The sequence below is a fragment of the Marinobacterium weihaiense genome, assembly GCF_019061305.1.
In the GTDB taxonomy this organism is placed as follows: domain Bacteria; phylum Pseudomonadota; class Gammaproteobacteria; order Pseudomonadales; family Balneatricaceae; genus Marinobacterium; species Marinobacterium weihaiense.
In genome coordinates this window covers 115,570-140,853 of record NZ_JAHQZT010000009.1, presented here as the reverse complement: position 1 = coordinate 140,853, position 25,284 = coordinate 115,570, and the positions used below count along the sequence as shown (strand labels likewise).

28 protein-coding genes are annotated in these 25,284 nt (G+C 60.7%); 10 read left to right on the top strand and 18 right to left on the bottom strand.

What is annotated here, in order from left to right; all coding sequences use genetic code 11:
- Positions 1-90: 90 nt before the first annotated feature.
- The 15 genes from KTN04_RS09230 to aroQ all read right to left on the bottom strand — a co-directional run bounded on the left by KTN04_RS09230 (position 91) and on the right by aroQ (position 13,849).
- Positions 91-1,203, bottom strand: a complete 1,113-nt coding sequence (locus tag KTN04_RS09230) for a dihydrolipoamide acetyltransferase family protein (RefSeq protein ID WP_217334932.1) — start codon at positions 1,201-1,203, stop codon at positions 91-93.
- Complete coding sequence (locus KTN04_RS09225) at positions 1,200-2,189, bottom strand: alpha-ketoacid dehydrogenase subunit beta (protein ID WP_217334931.1); 990 nt, start codon at positions 2,187-2,189, stop codon at positions 1,200-1,202. The genes KTN04_RS09230 and KTN04_RS09225 overlap by 4 nt, the downstream gene beginning before the upstream one ends.
- Positions 2,182-3,285, bottom strand: coding sequence for a pyruvate dehydrogenase (acetyl-transferring) E1 component subunit alpha (pdhA, locus tag KTN04_RS09220; protein WP_217334930.1), 1,104 nt, complete (start codon positions 3,283-3,285; stop codon positions 2,182-2,184). Before pdhA ends, KTN04_RS09225 begins: the two co-directional genes overlap by 8 nt.
- A 4-nt stretch (positions 3,286-3,289) precedes the next feature.
- Positions 3,290-3,919: a Glu/Leu/Phe/Val dehydrogenase dimerization domain-containing protein gene (locus tag KTN04_RS09215; protein WP_254262468.1), complete on the bottom strand. Its 630-nt coding sequence runs from the start codon at positions 3,917-3,919 to the stop codon at positions 3,290-3,292.
- A 201-nt stretch (positions 3,920-4,120) separates the two neighbouring features.
- Positions 4,121-4,576: a hypothetical protein gene (locus KTN04_RS09210; RefSeq protein WP_217334929.1), complete on the bottom strand. Its 456-nt coding sequence runs from the start codon at positions 4,574-4,576 to the stop codon at positions 4,121-4,123.
- A 15-nt stretch (positions 4,577-4,591) separates the two neighbouring features.
- Positions 4,592-5,206, bottom strand: a complete 615-nt coding sequence (locus KTN04_RS09205) for a LysE family transporter (RefSeq protein WP_217334928.1) — start codon at positions 5,204-5,206, stop codon at positions 4,592-4,594.
- Positions 5,207-5,267: 61 nt separating this feature from the next.
- Complete coding sequence (gene purD, locus KTN04_RS09200; RefSeq protein WP_217334927.1) at positions 5,268-6,554, bottom strand: phosphoribosylamine--glycine ligase; 1,287 nt, start codon at positions 6,552-6,554, stop codon at positions 5,268-5,270.
- A 28-nt stretch (positions 6,555-6,582) separates the two neighbouring features.
- The gene (gene purH / locus KTN04_RS09195; protein ID WP_217334926.1) at positions 6,583-8,166 is read right to left on the bottom strand and encodes a bifunctional phosphoribosylaminoimidazolecarboxamide formyltransferase/IMP cyclohydrolase; all 1,584 of its coding nucleotides are present in this window, start codon (positions 8,164-8,166) and stop codon (positions 6,583-6,585) included.
- A gap of 29 nt (positions 8,167-8,195) precedes the next feature.
- Positions 8,196-8,477: a DNA-binding transcriptional regulator Fis gene (fis, locus tag KTN04_RS09190; protein ID WP_217334925.1), complete on the bottom strand. Its 282-nt coding sequence runs from the start codon at positions 8,475-8,477 to the stop codon at positions 8,196-8,198.
- A 25-nt stretch (positions 8,478-8,502) separates the two neighbouring features.
- Positions 8,503-9,480 carry a tRNA dihydrouridine synthase DusB gene (gene dusB / locus KTN04_RS09185; RefSeq protein WP_217334924.1) on the bottom strand — a complete coding sequence of 326 codons (978 nt, stop codon included), beginning with the start codon at positions 9,478-9,480 and terminating at the stop codon, positions 8,503-8,505.
- Between the two features lie 135 nt (positions 9,481-9,615).
- Entirely contained in the window at positions 9,616-10,455 is an 840-nt protein-coding gene (locus KTN04_RS17290) for a DUF3426 domain-containing protein (RefSeq protein ID WP_217334923.1), read from the bottom strand.
- Positions 10,456-10,458: 3 nt separating this feature from the next.
- Positions 10,459-11,364: a 50S ribosomal protein L11 methyltransferase gene (prmA, locus tag KTN04_RS09175; protein WP_217334922.1), complete on the bottom strand. Its 906-nt coding sequence runs from the start codon at positions 11,362-11,364 to the stop codon at positions 10,459-10,461.
- Positions 11,365-11,527: 163 nt separating this feature from the next.
- On the bottom strand, positions 11,528-12,868 hold the full coding sequence (gene accC / locus KTN04_RS09170) for an acetyl-CoA carboxylase biotin carboxylase subunit (protein ID WP_217334921.1): 1,341 nt from the start codon (positions 12,866-12,868) through the stop codon (positions 11,528-11,530).
- Positions 12,869-12,890: 22 nt separating this feature from the next.
- The gene (accB, locus tag KTN04_RS09165) at positions 12,891-13,349 is read right to left on the bottom strand and encodes an acetyl-CoA carboxylase biotin carboxyl carrier protein (RefSeq protein WP_217334920.1); all 459 of its coding nucleotides are present in this window, start codon (positions 13,347-13,349) and stop codon (positions 12,891-12,893) included.
- A gap of 50 nt (positions 13,350-13,399) precedes the next feature.
- Complete coding sequence (gene aroQ / locus KTN04_RS09160; protein WP_217334919.1) at positions 13,400-13,849, bottom strand: type II 3-dehydroquinate dehydratase; 450 nt, start codon at positions 13,847-13,849, stop codon at positions 13,400-13,402.
- A gap of 276 nt (positions 13,850-14,125) precedes the next feature.
- On the opposite strand from aroQ, the gene KTN04_RS09155 reads away from it, so the two are divergent.
- Positions 14,126-15,154 carry a DUF2333 family protein gene (locus tag KTN04_RS09155; protein ID WP_328515977.1) on the top strand — a complete coding sequence of 343 codons (1,029 nt, stop codon included), beginning with the start codon at positions 14,126-14,128 and terminating at the stop codon, positions 15,152-15,154.
- A gap of 16 nt (positions 15,155-15,170) precedes the next feature.
- Positions 15,171-15,944, top strand: coding sequence for a ParA family protein (locus KTN04_RS09150; protein ID WP_217334917.1), 774 nt, complete (start codon positions 15,171-15,173; stop codon positions 15,942-15,944).
- Between the two features lie 193 nt (positions 15,945-16,137).
- Here KTN04_RS09150 and KTN04_RS09145 read toward each other — a convergent pair whose 3' ends face one another.
- Entirely contained in the window at positions 16,138-16,290 is a 153-nt protein-coding gene (locus tag KTN04_RS09145) for a hypothetical protein (protein ID WP_217334916.1), read from the bottom strand.
- A gap of 68 nt (positions 16,291-16,358) precedes the next feature.
- Positions 16,359-16,919 (bottom strand): hypoxanthine-guanine phosphoribosyltransferase, encoded by a 561-nt coding sequence (locus KTN04_RS09140; protein ID WP_217334915.1) that lies wholly within the window; start codon positions 16,917-16,919, stop codon positions 16,359-16,361.
- A gap of 204 nt (positions 16,920-17,123) precedes the next feature.
- On the opposite strand from KTN04_RS09140, the gene upp reads away from it, so the two are divergent.
- Both upp and KTN04_RS09130 read left to right on the top strand, forming a co-directional pair.
- Positions 17,124-17,750, top strand: coding sequence for a uracil phosphoribosyltransferase (gene upp, locus KTN04_RS09135; RefSeq protein WP_217334914.1), 627 nt, complete (start codon positions 17,124-17,126; stop codon positions 17,748-17,750).
- 14 nt (positions 17,751-17,764) lie between these two features.
- A complete protein-coding gene (locus KTN04_RS09130) occupies positions 17,765-19,060 on the top strand; it encodes a uracil-xanthine permease family protein (RefSeq protein WP_217334913.1) in 1,296 nt (431 codons plus the stop codon).
- Positions 19,061-19,068: 8 nt separating this feature from the next.
- Here the strand turns inward: KTN04_RS09130 and KTN04_RS09125 are convergent, their stop codons facing one another.
- Entirely contained in the window at positions 19,069-19,989 is a 921-nt protein-coding gene (locus tag KTN04_RS09125; protein ID WP_217334912.1) for a helix-turn-helix transcriptional regulator, read from the bottom strand.
- A 352-nt stretch (positions 19,990-20,341) separates the two neighbouring features.
- Here KTN04_RS09125 and KTN04_RS09120 point away from each other — a divergent pair, with 352 nt between their 5' ends.
- Genes KTN04_RS09120 through KTN04_RS09095 form a run of 6 tightly spaced genes read left to right on the top strand, consistent with a single transcriptional unit; the run spans position 20,342 to position 25,243 of the window.
- Positions 20,342-20,554, top strand: a complete 213-nt coding sequence (locus tag KTN04_RS09120) for a Flp family type IVb pilin (protein WP_217334911.1) — start codon at positions 20,342-20,344, stop codon at positions 20,552-20,554.
- Between the two features lie 55 nt (positions 20,555-20,609).
- Positions 20,610-21,191: an A24 family peptidase gene (locus KTN04_RS09115; RefSeq protein WP_256449078.1), complete on the top strand. Its 582-nt coding sequence runs from the start codon at positions 20,610-20,612 to the stop codon at positions 21,189-21,191.
- The gene (locus KTN04_RS09110; protein WP_217334909.1) at positions 21,188-22,564 is read left to right on the top strand and encodes an ATP-binding protein; all 1,377 of its coding nucleotides are present in this window, start codon (positions 21,188-21,190) and stop codon (positions 22,562-22,564) included. Before KTN04_RS09115 ends, KTN04_RS09110 begins: the two co-directional genes overlap by 4 nt.
- Positions 22,557-23,366, top strand: coding sequence for a Flp pilus assembly protein CpaB (gene cpaB / locus KTN04_RS09105; RefSeq protein ID WP_217334908.1), 810 nt, complete (start codon positions 22,557-22,559; stop codon positions 23,364-23,366). The genes KTN04_RS09110 and cpaB overlap by 8 nt, the downstream gene beginning before the upstream one ends.
- A gap of 36 nt (positions 23,367-23,402) precedes the next feature.
- Positions 23,403-24,953: a type II and III secretion system protein family protein gene (locus KTN04_RS09100; protein ID WP_217334907.1), complete on the top strand. Its 1,551-nt coding sequence runs from the start codon at positions 23,403-23,405 to the stop codon at positions 24,951-24,953.
- Between the two features lie 23 nt (positions 24,954-24,976).
- Positions 24,977-25,243 carry a hypothetical protein gene (locus KTN04_RS09095; protein WP_217334906.1) on the top strand — a complete coding sequence of 89 codons (267 nt, stop codon included), beginning with the start codon at positions 24,977-24,979 and terminating at the stop codon, positions 25,241-25,243.
- Positions 25,244-25,284 lie beyond the last annotated feature (41 nt).

The window sequence follows — 25,284 nt, the reverse complement described above, 5'->3', positions numbered from 1 at the left end:
ATACCGGCCTGTTCGCCCATACTGCGTATGACCCTCTTTTCCGGGGTACGTTCGGTACCCCGGAAGCGTTCAGTCATCAGGTGGAAGGTCTCAGGCGGACAGGGCTTGAATCAGCGCCTGCATGAAACGTGCGGCTTCGCCGCCAGTGGCGGCGCGATGGTCGAACGTCAGCGACAGGGGCATGACACGGTGCACGCACACCGCGTCACCCGCCGCCACCGGCTGGCGACGGATCACCCCGGCACCGACGATGGCTACCTGTGGCGGCACAATGATCGGGCTGGCATAGCGTCCGGCCAAGGTGCCGAAGTTGCTCAAGGTGATGGTGGCACCCTGCATCTCGGCGGGCGGAATGGAGCGGGCCTTGACATCGGCGCGCAGGCGGTTGAGGCCGTCACGCAGGTCATCCGAACTGCGGTTGCCGATATCGCGCAGCACCGGCACGAATAGCCCTTGCTCGGTATCCACGGCCACCCCCAGGTCGATTTTGCCATGCGTCCGACGGGCCAGCTGCTGGCCATCGAACCAAACGTTCAGATCCGGCACCGCGGCGCAGGCCGCCGCCACGGCCTGGACCAGGCGCATGGTGATATCCGTGCCTTCGGGCCAGTGGTCAATATCGGCATCCTCGCACAGGGTCACTGGCACCACTTCGGCATGGGATTGGGCCATCGCCTTGGCCATCTGTTTGCGCACGCCTCTAAGGGGCTCAGGTGCGCCGAAGGACTGGTCCATATCGGCCGCGCGTTCCACATCACCGGCGGTGACCCGGCCCTCGGGGCCGCTGCCGCGCAGGGTATCGAGACTGACACCCAGGCGCTGGGCCAGTGAGCGCACGGCCGGCGTGGTGCGCTGCTGGGCGGCTTCGCGGCTGCTGGGAGCGGCGCCGATGATGAAGCTTTCGCGCTGACTGTCGGTGTTGCGGGCCTGGCTCAGCTGGCCCACCACGGTACCGCTGTCGGCATCCTCGCCTCCGGCAAATTCCACCAGCGGCTCACCGGTATGGATGGTATCCCCGGCAACGCCAAACAAGTGAGCAATCACTCCGGTCTGCGGCGAGGGGACTTCGACAATGGCCTTGGCGGTTTCCACCGAGACCAGGGTCTGGTCCACCTCGACCTGATCTCCTTCCTGCACATGCCACTCGACGATTTCGGCCTCGGGCAGGCCTTCACCCAGATCGGGCAGTTTGAAATATTTCATCCTGAATACTCCATGGTCTCTCTGACCGCGATGAGGATGTCATCCACATCGGGCAGATACAGCTGCTCGTTACGATAATAGGGCATCACGGTGTCATCACCGGTGACTCGGCGCACTGGGGCTTGCAGTGAAGTAAGCATCTGCTCACTCAGGGTGGCCGATATTTCGGCACCCATGCCGCCGTGGTGCGGGGCTTCATGGATAATCACGCAGCGGCCGGTCTTGTGAACCGAGGCAATCAGGGTAGCGTGGTCGATGGGGTTCAGCGTGGCCACGTCGATCACCTCGCAGCTGACACCCTCATCCGCCAGACGATCGGCGGCCATCAGTGTTTCCTGCACCATGGCGCCCCAGCTGATCAGCGTGATGTCGTTGCCCTCGCGCAGGGTAAAGCAAGTATCCAGCGGCAGGGCCTCGCCGTTGTCTTCCACCAGCGTTTTGCTGGCGCGGTAGATCCGCTTGGGTTCGAGGAATACCACCGGGTCATCACAGCGGATTGCCGCCAGCAAAAGACCATAAGCACGGGCGGGGGACGAAGGGATCACCACGCGCAGGCCGGGAATATGCGCCAGCAGGGTTTCGGTGCTCTCGGAATGATGCTCGGGGGCATGAATCCCGCCGCCGAAAGGCGCCCGCAGCACCATCGGGCAGCTCAAGCGGCCGCGGGTGCGGTGGCGCATACGGGCGGCATGGGCCACCAGATGCTCGAAGGCGGGGAAGATAAAGCCCATAAACTGGATTTCGGCCACCGGTCGGATGCCCTGGGTGGCCATGCCGACACTGAGTCCGGCGATCATGGTTTCCGCCAACGGGGTGTCGATGACGCGACGCTCGCCAAAGCGGGCCTGGAGTCCATCGGTGGCGCGAAAAACACCACCATTAGCGCCGATATCCTCGCCCAGTAGGACCACATTGGGGTCTTCGTCCAGGGCGCGGGCCATGGCCAGATTGACCGCATCCAGCAGGGTGATGGCGTTATCACTCATGATGCTTTCCTCCCTTCTGCACGCGGCGCTGCTGACGGGCGCGGGCCTGTTCGCGCTGCTCGGCCAGTCCCGGCGGGCACTCGGCATAGAGATCGTCGTAGAGTTCATCAACGGTTTGCTCGGGTATGGCTTGCCAGTCGGCCACGGCGGCTTCGATCAGTTGCTTGGTTTCTGCCTGCCAGGCTTGCTCGCGAGCCTCGTCCCAGAGCCCCTGATGGTGCAGCCAGTTGCGCAGCCGGGCGACCGGCTCCCGTACCCAGGCGGCCTTGAGTTCATCGGCCGGACGGTAGCGAGTGGCATCGTCGGCGGTGGTGTGGTCGGAGAGGCGATAGCTCAGTGCCTCGATTACGGTCGGCCCCTTGCCGGCGCGTGCCCGCTCAAGCGCCTGGCCAACCACTTCATGCAGGGCGATGGCATCGTTGCCGTCTACCTGCTCGCCACGAATACCGGCGCCCAGGGCTTTCTGCGCCAGGGTCGGCGCGATGCACTGCTTGCTGCGCGGTACCGAGATCGCCCACTGGTTGTTGTTGATGATGAATACCACGGGCAGTTGCCAGGCCCCGGCCACGTTGATCGCCTCCATGAAATCGCCCTTGGAGGTGCCGCCGTCACCGATCATGGTCAGCACCGCCTGGTGTTCGCCACGCAGCTTCAGCGCGGTGGCCACACCACAGGCGTGCAGGCATTGAGTGGCGATGGGGACGGCGTTGGGCAGGTCGCGTTTCATCTCCGGGGTTGCACTGCCGCGCTCGTCACCGCCCCAGTACAGAAACAGTTGAGAGATCGGCATGCCACGAATCATCTGCATGGCGTGGTTACGGTAATAAGGTACCAGCACATCTTCGGTCTGCATTAATGAGGCACAGACCACATCGATCGCCTCGCCGCCCAGCAGCGAGGCGTAGGTGCCCATCTGACCGGTACGCTGCAGGCTGATCGCCTTGGTGTCGAACTGACGGGCCAGCACCATCTGCTGGTAGTAGCCGACCCAGGGCTGTTCCCCCAGGGCCCAGTCCGGCATCTCGCCCAGTGGTGTCCCCCTGTCATTCAGGTAACGGGTCAGGCGGATCTCGCCCTGATAGCTGATCGTATGCATGGCATCACTCCTGTGCAGCATCGATGTTGGCCTGGTTGAGCAGGGCTTCGGCATGCAGGTCGGCGACATGATGTACCGACTGGTGGCTGCGTTCGGCTTCCTCGAACAGGTGGGTCAGGGTCGCGCCGATTTCACGGATCTTGTCGTCCCGCCCCAGGCGATGACGAACCGCGGCGCGAATGCCTTCGAATACCCCCAGTGCCGTATGGGGGGCCGGATCGCCGCTGGCGCTGGTGCAGCTGACAAAGGGCGTGGCGGTTTCAATGACATCCATGTCGCTGACTTCGGTGCCGCTGTCCATGGCGGTGATGTAGCGCCCCCCGAGCTGATCGACAAAACGGCCAAAGGCCCGCATCAGGGCGGCACGATCATAGTCGCCCTCGGGTTGTATCATGACGGCCTTGCCGCCGCCGTGCGGCAGCCCGGCTAGAGCGGCCTTGTAGCTCATGCCGCGTGCCAGGCGCAACGCATCGGTGATGGCGTCCTGTTCACGGGCATAGTGAATGAAGCGACAACCGCCGATGGCGGCGCCACGGGCAGTCGAGTGAATGGCGATGATGGCTTTCATGCCAGAGGCCGGATCCAGGCCGAAGTGAAGATCGGACAGGCCGGCGTTTTCCATCTGCTTCAACATGACGGGGTCCTCCGCGGGTTAAGCCAAGCCGGAAAACAGGTATAAAAAGCGGCGTGTCGAATCTTGTGGATCGCCGCGCCGTTACCTTTGGAATAGCACAGGCCTGAACAAAGTACAGTTTATCGATCAAAGATTTATCGTGGTCGGGCCGATTGTGTGCAGGTGCGGAATACGGGCAAGGCGGTCAGGATGGCGGTACTGTCAGGGAGCCAGGTTCGAATTGGTGCGCTGCGATGATGATGGTGCGAAGTCGTGCAGAATCAGCGCCCAGGGCCGGTGCAGGGGGGGAGCTGCAGCGTTGTTCTCAGCGTTGTCCGGGAGTGTATGTGAGTGGAGGGCCGGTGTTATCGGTCGGGTTGAGGCTTCCGTGGCGAGGGACGCGTCGGGCGACAGCTGTTGTCGTTGCCGGGCCAGCCAACGCTTGATTTCGGCCAGCAGTGTCATCAGGTGCTCATCGCTGATGTCTGCCCGGGGGGCTAGTGGGTCGCGCAGGGCGTCAGGCGGCAGGGGAGGCGCGCTGCAGTCATACTGTTGACGATCACCGGCACGCAGGCAATAGCCGGATGGACCGGTGTCGACAAGTCTGGGCTGCTGACTGCTGCAGCCGGCCAGCAGCAGACAGGTCACGACTGCTGCGGGCCGAACGAATGCTGGCATCCTGCCTCCGGATCATTAGAGGGCCGCGAGAGAGAGTGCCATGGCGGCCAGAATCAGTGCGCTGCCGGTCAGGCGCTGCTGCCAGAGTACGGCGGCCGGATCGACAAAACGGTGGCGCAGGGTGGCGGCCAGGCCGCTATAGCCGGTCATGACACACATATCAATCACCAGCAGTGTAGCACTGATCAACAGCAGCTGGGCCTGCTGGGGATGCAGGGGGTCGATGAACTGGGGAATCAGCGCCACCAGAAAGACGATGCCCTTGGGGTTGGTGATATTGATCAGCATGGCTTGCCAGAAGCGCATGGGTCCGGGGGCTGCCGTCTGCGACTCGATATCGGCACTCTGACGCTGGCGCCAAAACTGCAACCCCAGCCAGACCAGATAGCTGACGCCGACCCATTTGATGACCTTAAACAGCTCGGGCGAGGTGGCGATCAGGCTGCCCAGTCCGACGGACACGATCAGAATCTGAATCGCGTAACCGGCCATCAGGCCACAGGTGGTCCAGCCTGATCCACGGATGCCATAGGTCAGGCCGGCGCTCATGGCGGTGGCGGCCCCTGCACCGGGGGAGAGGCTGATCAGCACGGCGGTGCCCAGCAGGGCCAGCCAGATTTCCACATTCATCCTGTTTTCCTCAGGAACGCAAACAGCCGCCCGAGGGCGGCTGTTTTAACACTCAAAAGGCTTAACCGTTTTCGCGTGCGATGGCGCGGTAAGCGATATCGGTACGGAAGTAGGCATCTTTCCAGCTGACCTCCTTCAGCAGCTCGTAGGCGCGCTGCTGAGCTTCGGTCACACTGTCACCCAGTGCGGTGACGCAGAGCACACGACCACCGGCGGTGACTACGTTACCGTTGTCATCCAGCTGGGTGCCGGCATGGAAGATCTTGCTACCTTCCGGGCAGGTTGCCGGCAGGCTGATCACGTCGCCTTTGGCGTAGTCGCCGGGATAACCACCCGCAGCCATGACAACGCCAACCGACTTGCGCGCATCCCACTCGGCGGTGGTCTGATCCAGCTTCTTGTCCAGTGCGGCCTGACACAGCTCAACCAGAGAAGACTTCAGGCGCAGCATGATCGGCTGGGTTTCCGGATCACCAAAGCGGCAGTTGTACTCGATCACTTTCGGTGTACCGTCGGCCATGATCATCAGACCGGCGTACAGGAAGCCGGTGTACTCGTTGCCTTCCGCTTTCATGCCGTTGACGGTCGGCATGATCACTTCGTCCATGACGCGTTGATCGATTTCGGCGGTCACAACGGGAGCAGGGGAGTAAGCGCCCATGCCGCCGGTGTTCAGGCCGGTGTCGCCGTTGCCAACACGCTTGTGATCCTGACTGGTGGCCATCGGCAGCACATTGTCGCCGTCAACCATCACGATGTAGGACGCTTCTTCGCCGTCGAGGAACTCTTCAACGACCACACGGCTGCCCGCCTCGCCAAAAGCGTTGCCGGCCAGCATGTCGCGGATGGCGTCTTCGGCTTCTTCCAGTGTCATCGCAACGATCACGCCCTTACCGGCAGCCAAGCCATCAGCCTTGACCACGATCGGCGCACCTTTCTCACGTACATACGCAAGAGCCGGCTCGATCTCGGTGAAGTTCTGATATTCAGCGGTCGGGATCTGCTGGCGCGCCAGGAAGTCCTTGGTAAACGCCTTGGAGCCTTCCAGCTGAGCCGCGCCCGCAGTCGGGCCGAAGATGGCCAGACCGGCTTCACGGAAGCGATCCACCACGCCTGCAACCAGCGGTGCTTCAGGACCAACAATGGTCAGCGCAACGCTGTTGTCACGGGCAAAGGCAACCAGTGCATCAATGTCCATCACGTCAATAGCGACGTTTTCCAGCTTGGGTTCGGTGGCAGTGCCGGCGTTACCCGGTGCGACAAAAACGCGTTCTACTGCAGCATCCTTGGCGGCAGTCCAGGCCAGAGCGTGCTCACGACCGCCAGAACCGATAACCAGAATATTCATGTTCAGTGTCCTTCTTAAAGTGGCAGTCTTAGTGACGGAAGTGGCGCATGCCGGTGAAGACCATCGCCAGACCGTGCTCGTCGGCGGCGTCGATCACTTCCTGATCGCGCATGGAGCCGCCCGGCTGGATCACCGCGGTGATACCGGCTTCGGCCGCGGCGTCGATGCCGTCACGGAAGGGGAAGAAGGCGTCGGAAGCCATCACGGAACCCGGTACTTCCAGACCTTCGTCAGCGGCCTTGATACCGGCGATCTTGGCCGAGTACACGCGGCTCATCTGACCGGCGCCGATACCGATGGTCTGGCCGTTCTTGGCGTAGACGATGGCGTTGGATTTGACGTACTTGGCCACTTCCCAGCAGAACAGCAGGTCGCGGATCTCCTGTTCGTTGGGCTGACGCTGGGTGACGATCTTCAACTGGGATGCGTCGATCATGCCAAGGTCTTGATCCTGCACCAGCAGGCCGCCGTTGACGCGCTTGTAATCGAAACCGTGAATACGTTCCTTGCCCCACTCGCCGCATTCCAGCAGGCGCACGTTGGGCTTGGCCGCGACGATGTCGGAGGCTTCCTGAGACACGGTCGGCGCGATGATCACTTCCACAAACTGACGGTCAACGATCGCCTGAGCGGTCTTGCCGTCCAGCTCGCGGTTGAAGGCGATGATGCCGCCAAATGCGGAGGTCGGATCGGTCTGGAAAGCACGGTTGTAGGCTTCCAGAATATCATTGCCGATGGCAACGCCGCATGGGTTGGCATGCTTGACGATGACACAGGCCGGTTCCTGGAACGGCTTGACGCATTCCAGCGCGGCGTCGGTGTCGGCCACGTTGTTGTAGGACAGTGCCTTGCCCTGCAGCTGGCGTGCGGTTGCAACGCTGGCTTCGGACGGGTTGGCTTCAACGTAGAAGGCCGCACGCTGGTGCGGGTTCTCGCCGTAACGCATGTCCTGCGCCTTGATGAACTGGGTGTTGAAGGTGCGCGGGAAGTCGGCCGGAACCTCTTCGTCGCCTTCGACGATGGCGCCCAAGTAGTTGGCGATCATGCCGTCATAGGCGGCGGTGTGTTCGAACGCCTTCACAGCCAGATCGAAGCGGGTCTTCATGCCCAGGCCGCCGTTGTCCTTGAGTTCAGCGATGATGCTGTCGTAGTCGGAGGCGTTGACCACGATGGCCACGTCTTTGTGGTTTTTCGCGGCAGAACGCACCATGGTCGGACCGCCGATATCGATGTTCTCGATCGCCATCGGCAGATCGCAGTCCGGACGTGCGATAGTGGCGGCGAACGGGTACAGGTTGACCACCACCATGTCGATCGGCTGGATGTCGTGCTCGCCCATGATGGCATCGTCGGTGCCGCGACGGCCTAGGATACCGCCGTGAACCTTCGGGTGCAGCGTTTTGACGCGGCCATCCATCATCTCCGGGAAACCGGTGTAGTCGGAGACTTCAACCGCCGGGATGCTGTTGTCGCACAGCAGCTTGTAGGTGCCGCCGGTGGACAGGATTTCGACGCCTTGTGCACTCAGGGCCTGGGCGAATTCGACAATGCCGGTTTTGTCCGACACGCTGATCAGCGCGCGGCGGACTGGGGTGGTGTTCTGTTCAGACATGGTATGCGTTCCCGTTCAAGATGAATTCGTTACAGCAGGCCGTACTGCTTCAGTTTCTTGCGCAGCGTACCGCGGTTCAGACCCAGTACCTCGGACGCCTTGGTCTGGTTGTCCTTGGTATAGGCCATCACGCTCTCGAACAGCGGGGCCTCGATTTCGGACAGAACCATCTGATAGACATCGGTAACAGGCTGACCGTCCAGCTGTTTGAAGTAGCTGGTCAGTGACTGGTGCACGGTATCACGCAGGGTCTGTTGCGGAATCTGTGTCTGTGCGCTGTTGTTTGTCTGTTTCACGTCGTTGGTATCCACTGTACTTCTGTACCCAATCCAGGGATCAGGCGGCTGCACACCGGTCCGCAAAGAATGCGTCCACGGCGTTCACCTGATCTGATGCTGTTTCAAGTTGATTAAATCGTTGCCGAAAGTCCCGATTGTTGCCGTCGTTCTGCAGGTACCAGCCGACATGCTTGCGCGCAATGCGCACACCCAGGTAATCACCGTAGAAGGCATGCAGGGCGTGCAGGTGCTCGCGCAGGATCTGGTGCTGTGCCGTCAGGTCTGGCTCGGGCTGATGCTCTCCCGTGCGCAGGTAATGATCGATTTGCCCCAGCAGCCAGGGGCGTCCCTGAGCGGCGCGGCCGATCATGACGGCATCGGCACCGGTGTGAGCCAGCACCTGAGCGGCCTTCTCCGGCGAGTCGATATCGCCATTGGCGAACAGCGGAATGTTGATGGCATCACGAATACGCGCGAGGGTGTCGTATTCGGCATGCCCCTGATAGCGGTCGGCACGGGTACGTCCATGTACGGCCAGTGCGGCGATACCGGCCGCTTCAGCCATGCTGGCGATACGCACGCCATTGCGGGTTTCGGGGCACCAGCCGGTGCGGATCTTGAGCGTGACCGGGACATCCACTGCACCGACAACGGCATGCAGAATGTCCTGAACCAGGGGTTCGTCGCGCAGAAGTGCCGATCCGGCGGCCTTATTGCATACCTTTTTGGCGGGGCAGCCCATGTTGATGTCGATAATCTGGGCGCCGTTGGCCACGTTGAGACGGGCGGCTTCGGCCATCATCTCAGGGTCACCCCCGGCAATCTGGATGGAGCGCGGTTCGGCTTCGCCGGTGTGGTCCAGTCGAAAGCTGGACTTGCGGGTGTGCCAGAGGCGGCTGTCAGAGGTGACCATTTCGGACACCACCAGCCCGGCCCCCATACGGCGGCACAGCTGCCGGAAGGGGCGGTCGGTTACCCCGGCCATGGGGGCCAGAATCACCCGACTGTCAATGCTGTATGGGCCGATCCTGAACATGCCACATCCTGTCAAAAAGGTAAAAGAAACTCCATTCGCCGCATTACTGCAACAAATTTGGGGTCAACTTTCGGAAGGTGGGCAATGATACTCTTTCGGCTTCCAAGGGCCAACCGTTTCTGATGAAAATTTGATCTATTTTGCCGAGGGTGGCAGTGCCGGAACCAGGCGCAGCTCGTAATTGACGCCGCGTCGACCGGGGTCGGCCAGTTCCAGCTCGACCTGCATCGGCTGGCCGCTGGGCATACGACGTACGTCCATGGCATCGGTGTCAAGGTATTCGCTTGGCTGGAAGGTGCGCTGAGCGACGAGGCGGCCTTTCAGATCGGTGAAGACTAGGTGTAATCCAGGCCAGGGCTGGCTGAATGCGGCCCGGTTTTCCAGCAGAATGGTTGCCTTCAGCGCATCGCTGAACTGCGGGTGCTGTTGAAGGTGTAGCCCCTGGTTGCTCACCAGGCTCGGGTAACTGTAGTCAAGGCTGCAGTCGACCCGATGGCAGAGCAGTGCGTAGATGCTGCGCAGTTCGACATAGCGCGCCATGTCGGCCCGTTCGAACCAGAGCAGCTGGGCAAAGAGTCCCAGCAAAGCCGCCAGGCCGATCAGCAGCCAACCGGTAGTCACGACCGGGTTGTTATCGCTGTCGCTTCGGGAGAAGGCAAGCGGCTCGGCCCGGAAGGGAATCTGTCCAGCGGTCGTGGCTGCAGCTGCTTGCACCGGCTCGGGCTCCTGGTGTGGGGTATCCGTCGATGCAGGACGGGCCCGGAGGGCTGGCGCAGATTGTTTGGGGGCGACCGGTGCCGGATCCGGCTTGGTCGGAGTGGTGGCTGCCAGGGGGGGCGTGTCTTCAATCGCATGCGCGCGCGCGTCAAACACACTCAGGCAGGCGCCGCAACGCACTTGTCCCCGGGCCAGCTTGAGCTGGCCATCGGTTACCCTGAAGCGGGCGTGACAGTCCGGGCAGCGCGTTACAACCACTGATCAGCTCTCCTGCAGGCGGGTGCCGCTGATGCGTATCCAGCCATCGCGTTCACCCGGCACGTCCATATCAAACCACTGGCTATAGGTAGACGTAATCTCATCTGCCTGTTGTGACAGCAAGCCAGACAGCAGAATACGGCCGCCGGGGCGGACCCGGCTGGCCAGTGTGGGGGCCAGTTCACACAGCGGACCGGCAAGAATGTTGGCCACTAGAAGGTCGGCCTCAACGACCGGCGCCTGCAGCGGCAGATAGGTATCCAGGGCGCTGTCCGGCAAGCGGTTGCGAGACAGGTTATCCCGTGTGGCGGTCAGTGCCTGGGGATCGATATCCACCGCCTGCACATGGCGTGCGCCTAGCAGCAGGGCTGCAATGCCGAGGATTCCACTGCCACAACCATAATCCACCACCTGCTGATCTTCCAGCGCCTGGCCGTCCAGCCACTCCAGACACAGCGCCGTTGTCGGGTGCGTGCCGGTGCCGAAGGCCAGGCCCGGATCCAGCATCATGTTGACCGCCTCGGGTTCCGGCGCTTCACGCCAGCTGGGGCAGACCCAGAGCCGGGTGCCGAAGCGCATCGGGTGGTAGCTGTCCATCCACTCGCGTTCCCAGTCCTTGTCTTCCAGAATTTCGGCCTTGAACTCCGGCAGCGACGGCAGCTCGGCCGCCATCTGTTGCTGCGCGGTCTGCAGCAGTTGCAGGGTTTCCTTCAGGTCATGCTCGGCGGCAAACAGGCCGGTCACGACGGTGGCGTTCCACAGTGGAGTGGTCCCCAGATCCGGTTCGAAAATGGGCTGGTCGGCGGCATCCTGATAGGTTACCGCGGCGCAGCCGGCAGCCAGCAGCAGGTCTTCGTAGGTCTCGGCCTGCTCGGGCGGAATGGAAACTTTGATCTGTAGCCAGGGCATGGCAACACTCCTGTCAAACAAGGGTTTAATTATGTCCTAAAAACGCGACGGTGACACCCCGGGTTTCATGATACAGCGCAAAGGCAGGTCAGAGGAGGTCATGCGGTTTCGTGGGGCAGGCAATGAGAGGACGGCAGCCCGAAGCACGGGCCGCCGCAGGTGATCACAGACCCAGTTTCTTTTCCAGGTAGTGAATGTTGACGCCACCCTGGGCGAAGTTGGTATCACGGACAATATCCTGGTGCAGCGGGATATTAGTCTTGATCCCTTCGATCAGTGTTTCGTCCAGCGCACTTTCCATACGTGCCAAGGCCGTTTCACGGTCATCCGCAAAGGTGATCAGCTTGGCGATCAGGGAGTCGTAGTGCGGCGGCACGCTGTAACCGCTGTACAGGTGGGAGTCGACGCGAACGCCGTTACCGCCTGCCGCATGGAAATGCGTGACCTTGCCGGGGCTCGGCATAAAGGTTTTCGGATCTTCCGCGTTGAGTCGGCACTCGATGGAGTGACCGCGCAGCTTGATGTCGTCCTGAGTGTAGGACAGCGGCAGGCCGGAGGCGATGCGTAGCTGTTCCTTGACGATATCCACGCCGGTCACCATCTCGGTTACCGGGTGTTCGACCTGTACGCGGGTGTTCATCTCGATGAAGAAAAACTCACCGTCTTCGTACAGGAACTCGAAGGTGCCGGCGCCGCGGTAGCCGATCTCGATGCAGGCATCGACACAGGCTTTGAGAACCTTGGCGCGTGCCGCTTCATCGATCATCGGTGCCGGTGCTTCCTCAACCACCTTCTGGTGGCGACGCTGCATGGAGCAGTCACGGTCATACAGGTGGATGGCATTGCCCTGGCCATCGGCCAGCACCTGTACTTCTACGTGACGCGGTTTCTCGAGGAACTTCTCCATGTACACGGTGGAATCACCAAAGGCGGCACCCGCCTCGGACTTGGTGACCTGTACCGCATTGGCCAGGTGTGCCTCGGTGTGCACCACACGCATGCCGCGACCGCCGCCGCCGGCTGCCGCCTTGATGATCACCGGGTAGCCGATGCGACGCGCGATCTTGTAAACGGACTCGTTGTCTTCCGGCAGCGGGCCATCGGAGCCCGGTACAGTGGGAACGCCGGCCTTTTTCATCGCCTCGATCGCGGACACCTTGTCGCCCATCAGGCGGATGGTGTCGGCGCGGGGACCGATGAAGGTGAAGCCGGAGCGCTCGACCTGCTCTGCGAAATCGGCGTTTTCAGCCAGGAAGCCATAGCCCGGGTGAATGCCTACGGAGTCGGTGACTTCGGCGGCACTGATGATCGCCGGGATGTTGAGGTAGCTCTGCGGTGACGGCGCCGGACCGATGCACACGGCTTCGTCGGCCAGGCGGACGTGCATCAGGTCGCGGTCGGCCTGAGAGTGGACCGCCACGGTCTTGATGCCCAGCTCCTTGCACGCGCGGAGGATACGCAGGGCGATCTCACCACGGTTTGCAATCAGCACTTTATCCAGCATAGTGAAAATCCTTGCTCAGCAATCAGGCGATGGTGATCATGGGCTGGTCGAATTCGACCGGCTGGCCATCTTCGACCAGAATGCTTTCGATTACACCGGATTTGTCCGCTTCAATCTGGTTCATCATTTTCATGGCTTCAACGATGCAGATGACATCGCCGGCCTTGACGCTCTGACCGACCTCAACGAAAGCTGCAGAGGTGGGCGAGGGGGCACGGTAGAAGGTACCAACCATCGGTGAGCAGACAGCGTGGCCGGCCGGCGCCGCCGCTTCTGCCGGTGCTTCTGCCGCCGGAGCGGCCGGTGCTGCAGCCGGTGCCGCCATCGGAGCTGCCGGTGCCGCATACTGGGCCGGTGCAGCGATTACCTGACTGCCGCCACGGCTGATGCGGACAGACTCTTCGCCTTCCTTGATCTCGATTTCATTGATGTTGGATTCTTCCAGCAACTCGATCAGTTTTTTAACTTTGCGAATATCCATGCTAAGACGGCTTCTCTGATTCTAATGTGTTTAAGGATGACGCTATCGAATTAAGCGTCCACCGGCGCCAGGCGCTGGTGAGCGGCTTCCAGTGCGAACCGGTACCCGGCTGGGCCGAGACCGCAGATGACACCCACGGCCTTGTCCGACAGATAGGAATGCTGGCGGAAAGGTTCACGGGCATGCACATTCGATAGATGCACTTCAATAAAAGGTATACCGACCCCCAGAAGGGCGTCGCGTATGGCAACACTGGTATGGGTGAAAGCAGCCGGGTTAATGATGATGAACTCGGTGCCGCGAGCGGGGGCCTGATGGATCCGCTCGATCAATTCAAACTCGGCGTTGCTCTGGAAACATTCGGCCGAATGCCCCAGTGACTTGGCATGGGCCAGGATCTGCTGCTCGATTTCGGCGAGCGTGGTGGCACCATAAATGCCGGGCTCACGGGTTCCGAGCAGGTTCAGGTTGGGACCGTTCAAAACCAGGATATGAGCCATGCAGATGCTCCGCGACGATCGTAATTGCCAAGGGGTAAAACAAAGGTCGACTAGTGTGCATGAAACTGAAAACCCTGTCTACGCCGCGCCATCAATTTTCGGCTGTTAGCGGCCTGTTTGCCGAAGATGCCTTGATATAAGCCGGTATCCTGTTGATAAGCAGTGACACTTGCCGGGCGGCGCCGAATTGACCGTTTTACAGAAATTCGCCATAGTGCAATGCAGCAATCAGGCCCGCAATGTCTGCGGGCCTCGCAACGATCAAGGAGTATCCGGGTGGAGCGAATAGAACGGATCTGGTTAACCCTGTGGGACAACGTCAACTCGGCCCGCAAGCTCAAGCTGGTGTTGGCCCTTATCTGTCTGTGGCTGTTGGCGGCGGTGGTCATCGGCATCTACTGGAGCGTGGCGCCAGACCGCTTTGATGTGGGCGCCCAAGCGCGTGCGCAGATCCAGTCTGAGACGCCCGTGACCGGTGCCTACACCACGGCCACACTGATCCACCTGACCGAAACCCTGCTCGACAAGCCAGGCGGTTATGTCAGCAACGACATCATGCCGCCTGGTATCTGGCTGGATAACATGCCGGCCTGGGAATTTGGCGTGCTGGTTCAGGTGCGCGACATGGGACGTGCCCTGCGCAAGAGTCTCAGCCGTTCCCAGTCCCAGTCCACGGAAGACCCGGCACTGGCCAAGGCGGAACCGCTACTGCACTTTGACCATCGCAACTGGATTCTGCCGTCCAGCGAAGGCGAATACCGCAAGGCCCTCAAGCAGTTGCGCGATTACCGCCAGCGTTTGGCGGATACCACGCAGCCGAATGCCCAGTTCTATGCCCGTGCCGATAACCTGCGTGACTGGCTGGGTGATGTGTCCACCCGTTTGGGCAGTCTGTCCCAGCGTTTGAGTGCCAGTGTGGGTCAGCGTCGCATCAACACCGACCTGGCCGGTGACAGTGCCGGACGTCAGGCCACCGAGGCCGGTGACGAGTTGGAAGTGAAAACCCCTTGGTTGGAGATCGATAATGTCTTCTACGAAGCGCGCGGTACGGCCTGGGCATTGATTCATATGTTGGAGGCCATCGAGCACGATTTCGGTGATGCGCTGGAGAAAAAGAATGCCCGTGCCAGCGTGCGTCAGATCATCCGCGAGCTGGAAGCCACCCAAAGCACCATCTGGAGCCCCATGATTCTGAACGGCTCCGAGTTTGGCTTCCTGTCCAACCATTCACTGGTGATGGCGTCCTATATCTCGCGCGCCAACGCCGCCATCATCGACCTGCGTGATCTTTTGTCTCAGGGATAAGAGGGGAGTCAGCGCCATGCGCCGAGTGGTGTTCAATCAGAAAGGCGGTGTCGGCAAGTCCAGCATCGCTGTCAACCTGGCGGCGATCAGTGCCAGCCGGGGCATCCGTACTTTGGTGGTGGATCTGGACCCCCAGTGCAACTCCACCCATTACTTATTGGGGGACGCTTCCAACCAGCCGGAAACCGACGCCTATGGCTTTTTCGAGCAGGCACTCAGTTTTCAGCTCAAGCCGCGTACGGCCGATGCCTTCGTACACGACACGCCGTTTGAGAACCTGGCGATCTTGCCGTCCCACCCTGAGCTGGGTGATCTGCAGTCCAAGCTTGAAAGCAAGCACAAGATCTACAAGCTCAGGGATGCGATCGAGCAGCTGGCACAGGTCTACGATGCGATCTACATCGACACCCCGCCCGCATTCAACTTTTTTACCCTGTCGGCGCTGGTGGCGGCCGAGCGCTGCCTGATCCCCTTCGACTGCGACGAGTTTGCCCGTCAGGCGCTCTACAATCTGCTGAATAACGTGCGTGAAACCCAAGCTGATCACAACGAACACTTGCAGGTGGAAGGGATCGTGGTGAACCAGTATCAGCCGCGTGCCTCGCTGCCACAGAAGATTGTTGCCGGTTTGGAAGCGGAGGCGCTGCCGGTACTGGCGACACGGCTATCGTCGTCGGTGAAGATGAAGGAATCCCACAATGATGCCCGTCCGCTGATTCACCTGGCGCCCGGCCACAAGCTGACGCAGGAATTCGTGCGGCTGTTCGAGGAGCTGGAAGCCGGGAGCTGACCTGGCTTCTCGGGCCGGTATGGGCGATAGCGTACGGTTGCAGCGGCCGGGCAAATGTCTGACCGTTCGCTGTCTGCATGCTCAGTGCTCCATGCCCGCCTGTTGATCATAAAGCACGCACAAAAAAACGGAGCCGCGAGGCTCCGTTTTTGTATCGCCGTTGGTAAAGTGCCAGAACCGCCGTTGCCGGCGACTACTTGTCTGGCGCGATTACCCGACCATCACTCATGAATACGCAGTCGCGCTGAGCGGCACTTTCCCGTGCGGCGAGCGATTTGCGTCTCAAGCGCATCAGCCAGATGGCAAGGGCCGTGGCCGACAGCGCGAGAATGACCAGTTCCGTCATGCAAACCCTGTCAAAATTTCTTGGGACCCCTGCATTGTAACCGGACGGTCACGGATGACAAGCGCGTATTACATGCCCTTGACGGCAAAGATGCCCGGGGCGTTGCGCCAGTAACCCTTGTAATCCATACCGTAGCCGAAAATATAGCGATCGATGATTTCGATCCCGACAAAATCGGCCTTTAAGTCCGGGCGCGCCTTGCGGTCATGCTTCTTGTCAACCAGTACCGCACACTGCACGGACGCCGCGCCTTCGGCCTTCAGATAATCCATTACTTCCGCCAGGGTGTGGCCTTCATCCAGAATGTCATCCACCACCAGCACCGGGCGATCCTTGAAATCCACCATCGGCGGCACCTTCCACTCAAGCTCGTGGCCGGAGGTGCTGTTGCGATAACGAGTGGCGTGCAAGTAGCTGGAGGTCAGCGGGAAGTTGAGCTTGGTCAGCAGCTGCCCGGTGATGACCAGGCCACCGTTCATGATGGCAAAAACGACGGGATCCTTGTCCTGGAGTTCGGCCGTGATCTCGGCGGCCATCTTGTTGATGGCGGCTTCAACTTCCGCCTGGCTGTGAAGAAGATCGGCTTCGACGTAGACCTTTTTGATTTCGTCGGCACTGATGGTGCTCATGGGACAGGCTCCGCAATTTCCTGATGACCGCCAGGGGCGGTTTGATTGTAAAAAAAGTGAGCAAGGTTACTCAGGTTTTCGTTGTGGGGCAACTTGAGGTTTTCCCGGATGACAGACGGCGGATCATTCGTTAGGCTTGCCGGGAAAATTTTGTCAAGCCGGACATACGTCCTATATGTCCTTGCACCAAGAGGCTGCCCGCACATGAGTGTCCACGAAATCAAGCACCCCCTGGTTCAGCACAAGCTGGGCCTGATGCGTTCAAGCAACAAGAGTACCCGCAGTTTCCGCCAGCTGGCGGCTGAAGTCGGCTGTCTGCTGACCTACGAGGCAACCAAGGATCTGGAGCTCGAACCCTATACCCTGGATGGCTGGTGCGGCAAGATCCAGGCTGAACGCATCAAGGGCAAGAAAATCACCGCGGTGCCCATCCTGCGTGCCGGTCTGGGCATGCTTGACGGTGTGCTGGAGCTGGTGCCCAGTGCCAAGATTTCCGTGGTCGGCCTGTACCGTGACGAGGAAACCCTGGAGCCGGTGACCTATTTTGAAAAGCTGGCCAGCGATATCGAGTCGCGTATGGCGCTGGTCGTGGACCCCATGCTGGCCACCGGCGGTTCCATGATCGCCACCATCGACCTGCTGAAAAAGGCGGGCTGCACCAGCATCCGTGCACTGGTCCTGGTGGCGGCGCCGGAAGGCATTGCCAAGGTGCAGGCGGCGCACCCGGATGTGGATATCTTTACCGCATCAGTGGACGAGGGACTGAACGAACAGGGATATATCATGCCGGGCCTGGGTGATGCCGGCGACAAGATCTTCGGCACCAAATAACTGAGGACTGGCGGATGCAGAACGTACAACAAGGGGCGTTCCACTGGCGTACGGCGCTGGCCGGTTCGCAGATGCTATTTGTCGCCTTCGGCGCACTGGTACTGATGCCGCTGCTGACCGGACTGAACCCGAGTGTGGCGCTGTTTACCGCCGGGGTGGGCACGCTGATGTTCCACCTGGTCACGGGGCTGAGTGTACCGATCTTTCTGGCGTCATCGTTCGTGTTCATTGCACCGATCACCTACTCGGTGAGCAACTGGGGCGTCTCTGCCACCATGGGGGGCCTGATGGCGGCCGGTGGCGTATACATGCTGCTGTCGCTGGGCGTGCGCCTCAAGGGCGTCGGTTTCCTGCATCGCCTGATGCCGCCGGTGGTGACCGGGCCGGTGATCATGATCATCGGCCTGGGTATGGCACCGCTGGCGGTCAACATGGCCATGGGCAAGACCGGCGACGGCTCCGAGGTACTGTTTGCCTATGATCAGGCCATGCTGGTGTCAATGAGTGCACTGGTGACCACGCTGGTGGTGGCGGTGTTCGCGCGCGGGATCTTCCGGTTGTTGCCAATCCTGTCCGGGGTCATCGTCGGTTATATTGCGGCGTACTTCACGAATATGGTCGATTTTGCGCCGATCAATGCGGCCCGCTGGGTGGCGATGCCGGAATTCGTGGCCCCGAGCTTCCACTGGCAGGCGATTCTGTTCATGATCCCGGTGGCGCTGGCGCCGGCCATCGAACACGTGGGCGATATCCTGGCAATCTCCAACGTGACCGGCAAGGATTACATGCGTCGACCGGGCCTGCACCGTACCCTGCTGGGTGACGGCGTGGCAACGGCCGCCGCCGCCTGTTTCGGCGGCCCGCCCAACACCACCTATTCGGAAGTGACCGGTGCAGTGATGCTGACCAAGTCCTTCAACCCGGTGGTGATGGTGTGGGCGGCCATTGTGGCGATTGCCCTGGCGTTCATCGCCAAGTTCGGTGTGGCTCTGCAGACCATTCCGTCACCGGTAATGGGGGGTATTCTGATCCTGCTGTTCGGTTCCATCGCAGCGGTGGGCATGAACACACTGATCAAGGCGCATGTAGACCTGGCCGAGCAGCGCAACCTTGTAATCGTGGCCACCACGCTGGTGTTCGGTATCGGCGGCATGGCGCTGGGGCAGGGCGATCTGAGCCTGCAGGGCGTCAGCTTGTGCGGGGCCGTAGCCATTATCCTCAACCTGATCTTGCCTAACAGTGAGCCTGTGGATAACGACCTGCATGAAGAGCAGGATGTGATCAACGACCTGGTCGACCACGGCCGCTGATATACGACCTACCCCATGGAGCCCTGGCAGGACGGCCGGTGGCTCCACTTCTCCCTTTGCTCAAGCGGGCGTGACGGTACCAGGCCGGCAACCGCCTGCAATTTGACCTCGATCAGGCGTGCTGATACCTCCTGCCCAGCGGCGGCCTGCTGTTCCTGATAGGTCTTGGGCGTGACGCCCAGGTACTTTTTGAACACGCGACAGAAGTAGGAATGGTCGCGATACCCCACGGTCAGCGCCACATCCAGAATCTGCAGCTCCGGATTGGCCAACAGGCGCGTAGCCTCCTGTATCCGCAACTGCTGCAGCATCTCTTGAAACGTGACCCCGTATGCTTTTTTGAACTGACGGCTGAACTGCAGTGGGCGCAGGTTGCAGAACCCGGCCAACTGCTCTTCGTTGATGCGCTCGCCCAAGTGCAGCTGCATGTATGACAGCGCCGGGTGTACGCTGCGCGATTCGTGTGCGCTGCCGTGAAAGCGTGACTCCTCCGGCAGGCGCAGCATAGGGCTGGGGGCACTGAACGGGTCGGGCTTTATTTCGGTATCGCCCAGTGTGTTGCGCAGTGCATTGACCTGATAGTCGGCGGCCGACCGCTGCAGGGGTTTGAGCATGATCTCCCAGATACGGGCCCGCAGCGCCCACAATAGCAGTGACTCGGAGTGCTGCTCGGTCATCATGATCACCGGCAATCGATACTGGGCCTGCAGCTCGCGTACCAGTGCCAGGCCATGCATGTCGGGGTAGTCAAAGTCGATACACAGGGCTGCAGGATCAAGGCCGCGTGGGCAACGCGGGTTGTGGATATCCAGCATTTCAATCTGAAATCGCTGTGCAAACAGGTCTAGCAGGGTGCTGGAATCGTCCGAGCTGCGCAGGTCCAGCCACAGCAGTACAGGGGCGCCGGGCGACGTGACAGGTTGCGACATGACAATGGGTCTCCCACGGGAATGAGCGTTTTATTGTTGTCGTGTGGGGGCAGTCGGCCAGTCCATTGTTGCCGGTAGTGTTCAGTATAGTGAACAACCTGAGTAAAAGTGGGTGAATATCTGTTTTTTTTTTATACAAAACGGTTGTTGGGTGTATCGACTGCGTTATAACCGATTGTTGTTTCAGGCCTGAAACAGCCCGGCGCAAAATAGTCCTAGTTTTTGTACAAAATAGTCCCAGCCGCCCTTCTCTCATCTTTCTATAGTCACTCACGTACCCGGTGCAGACCGCCAGCCAGGCAACCGCATCGGCTTTCGGCCCCGCGGGGCACTCAAGACAGAGGGCGGAACCATGAACATGATGACTCGGAAAATTATGGACTTCATCAAGGACGAAGAAGGGCTGACTACGGTTGAGTATGCGATTGCGGGGGCATTAGTTGCTGCAATTGTTGTCGCAGCATTTACTGATCTTGGTTGTGAAGTAGCTGCAACAGTACAGTATCTAGCTGATGTGATTTCAGATGGTGAAGATGCAGTGCGCGGTGCATGCGGAGATGCATGAGATCGCTTAAGGGGTTGGATAATTGATGCCAGTCCAGTAAATACAGGTGAATCTTATGCTCGCATTATATACATACGATATATCAACAGCTTTGCTAATACTGGTGTTGATGCTTGCTGTGATTCTGGACTGGCGTTTCAACAAAATACCTAATTGGTTAACCCTCTGCCTTCTGGGCATTGGCTTGGCCTTGAACTATTTGCTTCTACCAACCTCAGCTGTTCACTTTGGCTTACAAGGTGTTGGGATTGGCCTGTTATTTCTCTTACCTTTTTACCTCACCGGCGGTATGGGCGCCGGTGATGTCAAGCTGATGGCAGCCATCGGCAGCTTTATCGGGCCCTCGGCCGTCCTGATGGCGGCCGCCTTTTCTCTGGTGATCGGCGGCTGTGTCGCCGTCTACATGATTCTGCGCAGCGGCGAGCTGGTGAGCCTGTATCGCCGCTACTTGGTGATGGTGACAACGCGTACCCTGATTCCGGCCGAGGTCGGCTCGGTAGCGCGCCGCCGCTTTCCCTTTTCGCTCTCCATTGTACTGGGCACCCTGATACAGCTGGGGCTGACCGGCAAGCTGGAGTTCTACCATCTGACCACCCAAATCGGCTATCAGCTGCAGGCACTGGGGGTGATGCAATGAATGATGCCATGAGCATGACGGCCGAGGCTGCGCCGGTGCAGTCAAATGTGCTGCAGCAGCTGGCTCCGCGCCCGCTGGCGCTGGCCGAGACCGGCCTGAGCCGTCACTTTCTCACCGAACTGATGATCAAGCACCTTTACGATGCCGGTCTGCTGAGTTCCAAACAGCTGATGCAGCGTCTGGCGCTGGCCGGGCCGGTGCTGGAAGAGCTGATCGAATTCCTGCGCCAGGAAGTGATGATCGAGGTGCACGGCAAGGGGTTCGACAAGCGTGAACTCAGCTATGGCCTGACCCAGCGCGGCCGTGAGTCAGCCATCGATGCCTACGCCCGCAGCGGTTACCTGGGACCGGCACCGGTGCCGATTCAGCGCTACCGTGAGGTGGTTGCGGCTCAAACCGTCCACAACGCCCATGTCACCGCCGAGTCGCTGAATGCCCTGTTTGCCGATGTGGTGCTGAAGGATTCGCTCAAGCAGCAGCTCGGCCCGGCCATGAACTCGGGCCGCGCCATTTTCATCTATGGCCCGGCCGGTACCGGCAAAACCTACATCACCCAGAAGCTGACCGGCCTGTTTGCCGACACCTGCCTGATTCCCTACGCCATATCGGTCAACGAGCAGGTGGTGTCCCTGTTCGATCCGCTGCTGCACCAGCCGGTTGAGTCGGCCGAGCAGTCACCCAGTCTGATGCTGAACCAGGGCCACGATCCGCGCTTTGTTCACTGCCGGCGCCCGGAAGTGATCACCGGCGGCGAGTTGGGTATGGATATGCTGGAAGTGCATTTCAATCCGGTGACCAAGGAGTACCAGGCACCGCTGCAGCTGAAGGCTAACAACGGCATTTTCATCATCGATGACATGGGGCGCCAACGCGCCACGCCGATGGAGATCTTCAACCGTTGGATCGTGCCCATGGAAGAGAAGCAGGACTACCTGACCCTGGGGGCAGGGCGTCATTTCCAGACCCCCTTCGACCAGATTCTGGTGTTCTCGTCCAACATCAATCCGCTGGACCTGGCCGACGAGGCCTTTCTGCGCCGCATCGGCTACAAGATCTATTTCGGCTTTTTGCAGCCGGACGAATACAGCCGCATCTGGCAGCAGGTGTGTGCGGAAAAAGGCATCACCTTTGATCCGGCGCTGCTGCAGTGTGCACTGACGGATCTGCATGCCCGGCACCAGGTCGGGTTGCGCCCCTGCCACCCCCGTGACCTGCTGGGCATGGCACAGGACCGTGTGCGCTACCTGGGCCAGGACGGCGCCACGCTGGATACCGAATCTCTGCACTGGGCCTGGGACAGCTATTTTGTTCGCCTGGACGCGGAAACAGAGATGTCTTCGACCACCCTGAACAGGAGGAATGACCATGTTTAAGGGCAGAAGCTTGCTGTTGCTGACCCTGTCGGTGCTGTTGGCCGCCGGTGCAGCGATTTACACCAACGCCTGGCTGCAGCAGCAGTTGCCGGGCAACACCGCCACGGCGGCACAGGGCACTCCGGTGGTCTATGCCGCCATGGATATTCCTTACGGCCAGGCCATTGAACGACGTCATCTGACGATCAAGTCGATGCCGGATGACCTGGTGCCCGCCAACAGCATCAGCGACCCGGCCGAGGTCGAGGGCATGGTGCCGCTGGCGGATATTCTGGCCGGTGATGCCCTGCGTCGCGAGCGGCTCAGTGATCACCAGGAGGGCGCCACACTGGCGGCGCTGATCGACCCTGACAAGCGGGCCTTTACCGTGCGCGTCAACGATGTGGTGGGCGTGGCCGGGTTCCTGCTGCCGGGCAATCACGTCGATATCATCGCCACCAAGAACGAGGGCAAGAACGTCAAGGCGCGTACGGTGCTCAAGGGTATCAAGGTGCTGGCGGTGGATCAGAAGGCGCGCACCGACAAGAACGACCCCATCGTGGTGCGTGCCGTGACCCTGGAGCTGTCGCCGAAGGAGTCCGAAGAGCTGGCCAAGGCCCGTGAAGAAGGGCGCATCCAGCTGACGCTGCGTAACCCGCAGACCGAAGAGCCACCGACACCAGTGGTGGCGGAAGCCCCGGTGGTGGGAGAGCCTGCACCCGCGCCTGTGGCCAAGCCACAGCCGACACGCCGCTACTCCGCGCCGCCCTCCGTCATCGTGATCAAGGGCGTGGATTGGGAACGCAAACGAGTGCCCATGTAGTCGCGGGCCAGGTACAGGCATTGAGGAGACAGGATGATGGCCAACTATCGAGCACATCACACGAATACCCCCGCAGGCACTGACCGCTGGCTGGAAGGGGCACTGCCCGCCTGCCTGCTGGTACTGCTGCTGGCACTGCTGGCAATCGACGCCCGGGCCGCCGAAATTAACGCAGACTCCACGGTCGAACGTCTGACCGTCCCCTTGTACAAGTCCAAGGTGGTACAGCTCAACGGGCCGGTACACAAGGTATCGATCGGCAACGAGGAAGTGGCCGATATTCTGGTGATGCGCTCCCAGCAGATCTACGTGCTGGGCAAGGGCATCGGCACCACCAACGTGCTGCTCTGGGACAAGCGTAACCGGCTTACCGCGTCCATCGACGTGGAAGTCACCCCGGATGTGAACAGCCTCAAGGCCAAGTTGTTCGAAATGGCACCCAGTGAAAACATCAAGGTGAACTCATCACAGGGCTCCATTCTGCTCAGTGGCGAAGTCTCCAACCTGGGCACCATGGACATGGCCGTACGCCTGGCGGACAGCTTCCTGCAAAAACCGTCCGGCGAAGGGGCCACCCAGGCCGGGGAGGTGGTCAATCTGCTCAAGGTGGGCGGTTCCCAGCAGGTGATGCTGAAAGTCACCGTGGCGGAAATGTCACGCGATCTCACCAAGCGCATGGGCATCAATTTCAACATGCTCGATGTGCGCGATGATTTCTGGAGCGTGGGTGCCAGCAGCATCGGCGGCAACATCGGTAGTGGCACGGATTTCGATGCGATCGACTTCAGCAATGCCGTCCCCGGCCTAAGCCAGCAGGGCATATTGGCCAAGTATCTCGACAGTAACCTACTGTTCAGCGTGGCCTTCGATGCCGCCAAGCAGAACGGCAGCGCCCGTATCCTGGCGGAGCCGACCCTGACCACCCTGACCGGACAGGAAGCCGAATTCCTTTCCGGGGGCGAGTTCCCGGTGCCAGTGCCGGATGACGATGGCATCACTATCGAATTCAAGGAGTTCGGTGTCGGCCTCAAGTTCCTGCCGGTGGTGCTGGATTCGGGCACGATCAACCTCAGCCTGAATGTGGCCGTAACCGATTTTGCTTCGACCGGCTCGGTGCAGAGCAGCGTGGGCGACAGCGGTACCTACCTGATCCCGGCCCTGACCAAGCGCAGCGCCCGCTCGACCGTGGAGCTGGGTGATGGCCAGACCATCGGTATCGCCGGCCTGATCAGCGAAAGCAGCCGTGAAGCCGTCAACAAGTTTCCCGGCCTGGGCGATGTGCCGGTGCTGGGGCACCTGTTCCGCAGTTCCCAGTTTGAAAGCGGCGAGACCGAGCTGGTGATTCTGGTCACGCCGACCCTGGCGCAGCCGTTCAAGAACGAGGGCATCCGCCTGCCGGGGGATGGTTTCGTCGAGCCGACCGATGCCGAATTCTATCTGCTGGGCCGCACCCGGGGCAGTGCCTCGTCTGGCGGTGCCCAAGTTGCGGCTACACATGGCATGCAGGACGCCATGGGCGGTGACGGCACACGGGTCTTCCCGATGACGGAAGGCACCGAATCCACTTTTGGCCACAGTATCGAGTAATCGGACGCAACAGGAGAGATGTCATGAAAAGCCACTGTTGGACACCGGCCCTGATCACCGCCGCGACGCTGCTGCTGGCAGGCTGCAGCACCAATCCGCCGCATGAGCCCCTGGGCCTGGCGGTCGATACGATGCGGCAGAGCCAGACCCACAACCCGGACGCGGCCGATCAACATGGTCCGCTACGCCTGGACGGTGTCAAGGCGCATCAGGTTATCACGGACTATCGCGGCCAGAGTGAAAGTGCCACCGGGGTTGCCGGTGATATCGAAATCAATATTGGGGACTGACCCCCACACCGGCCCAGCCGTAACCAGGGTGGGAGCCGCCA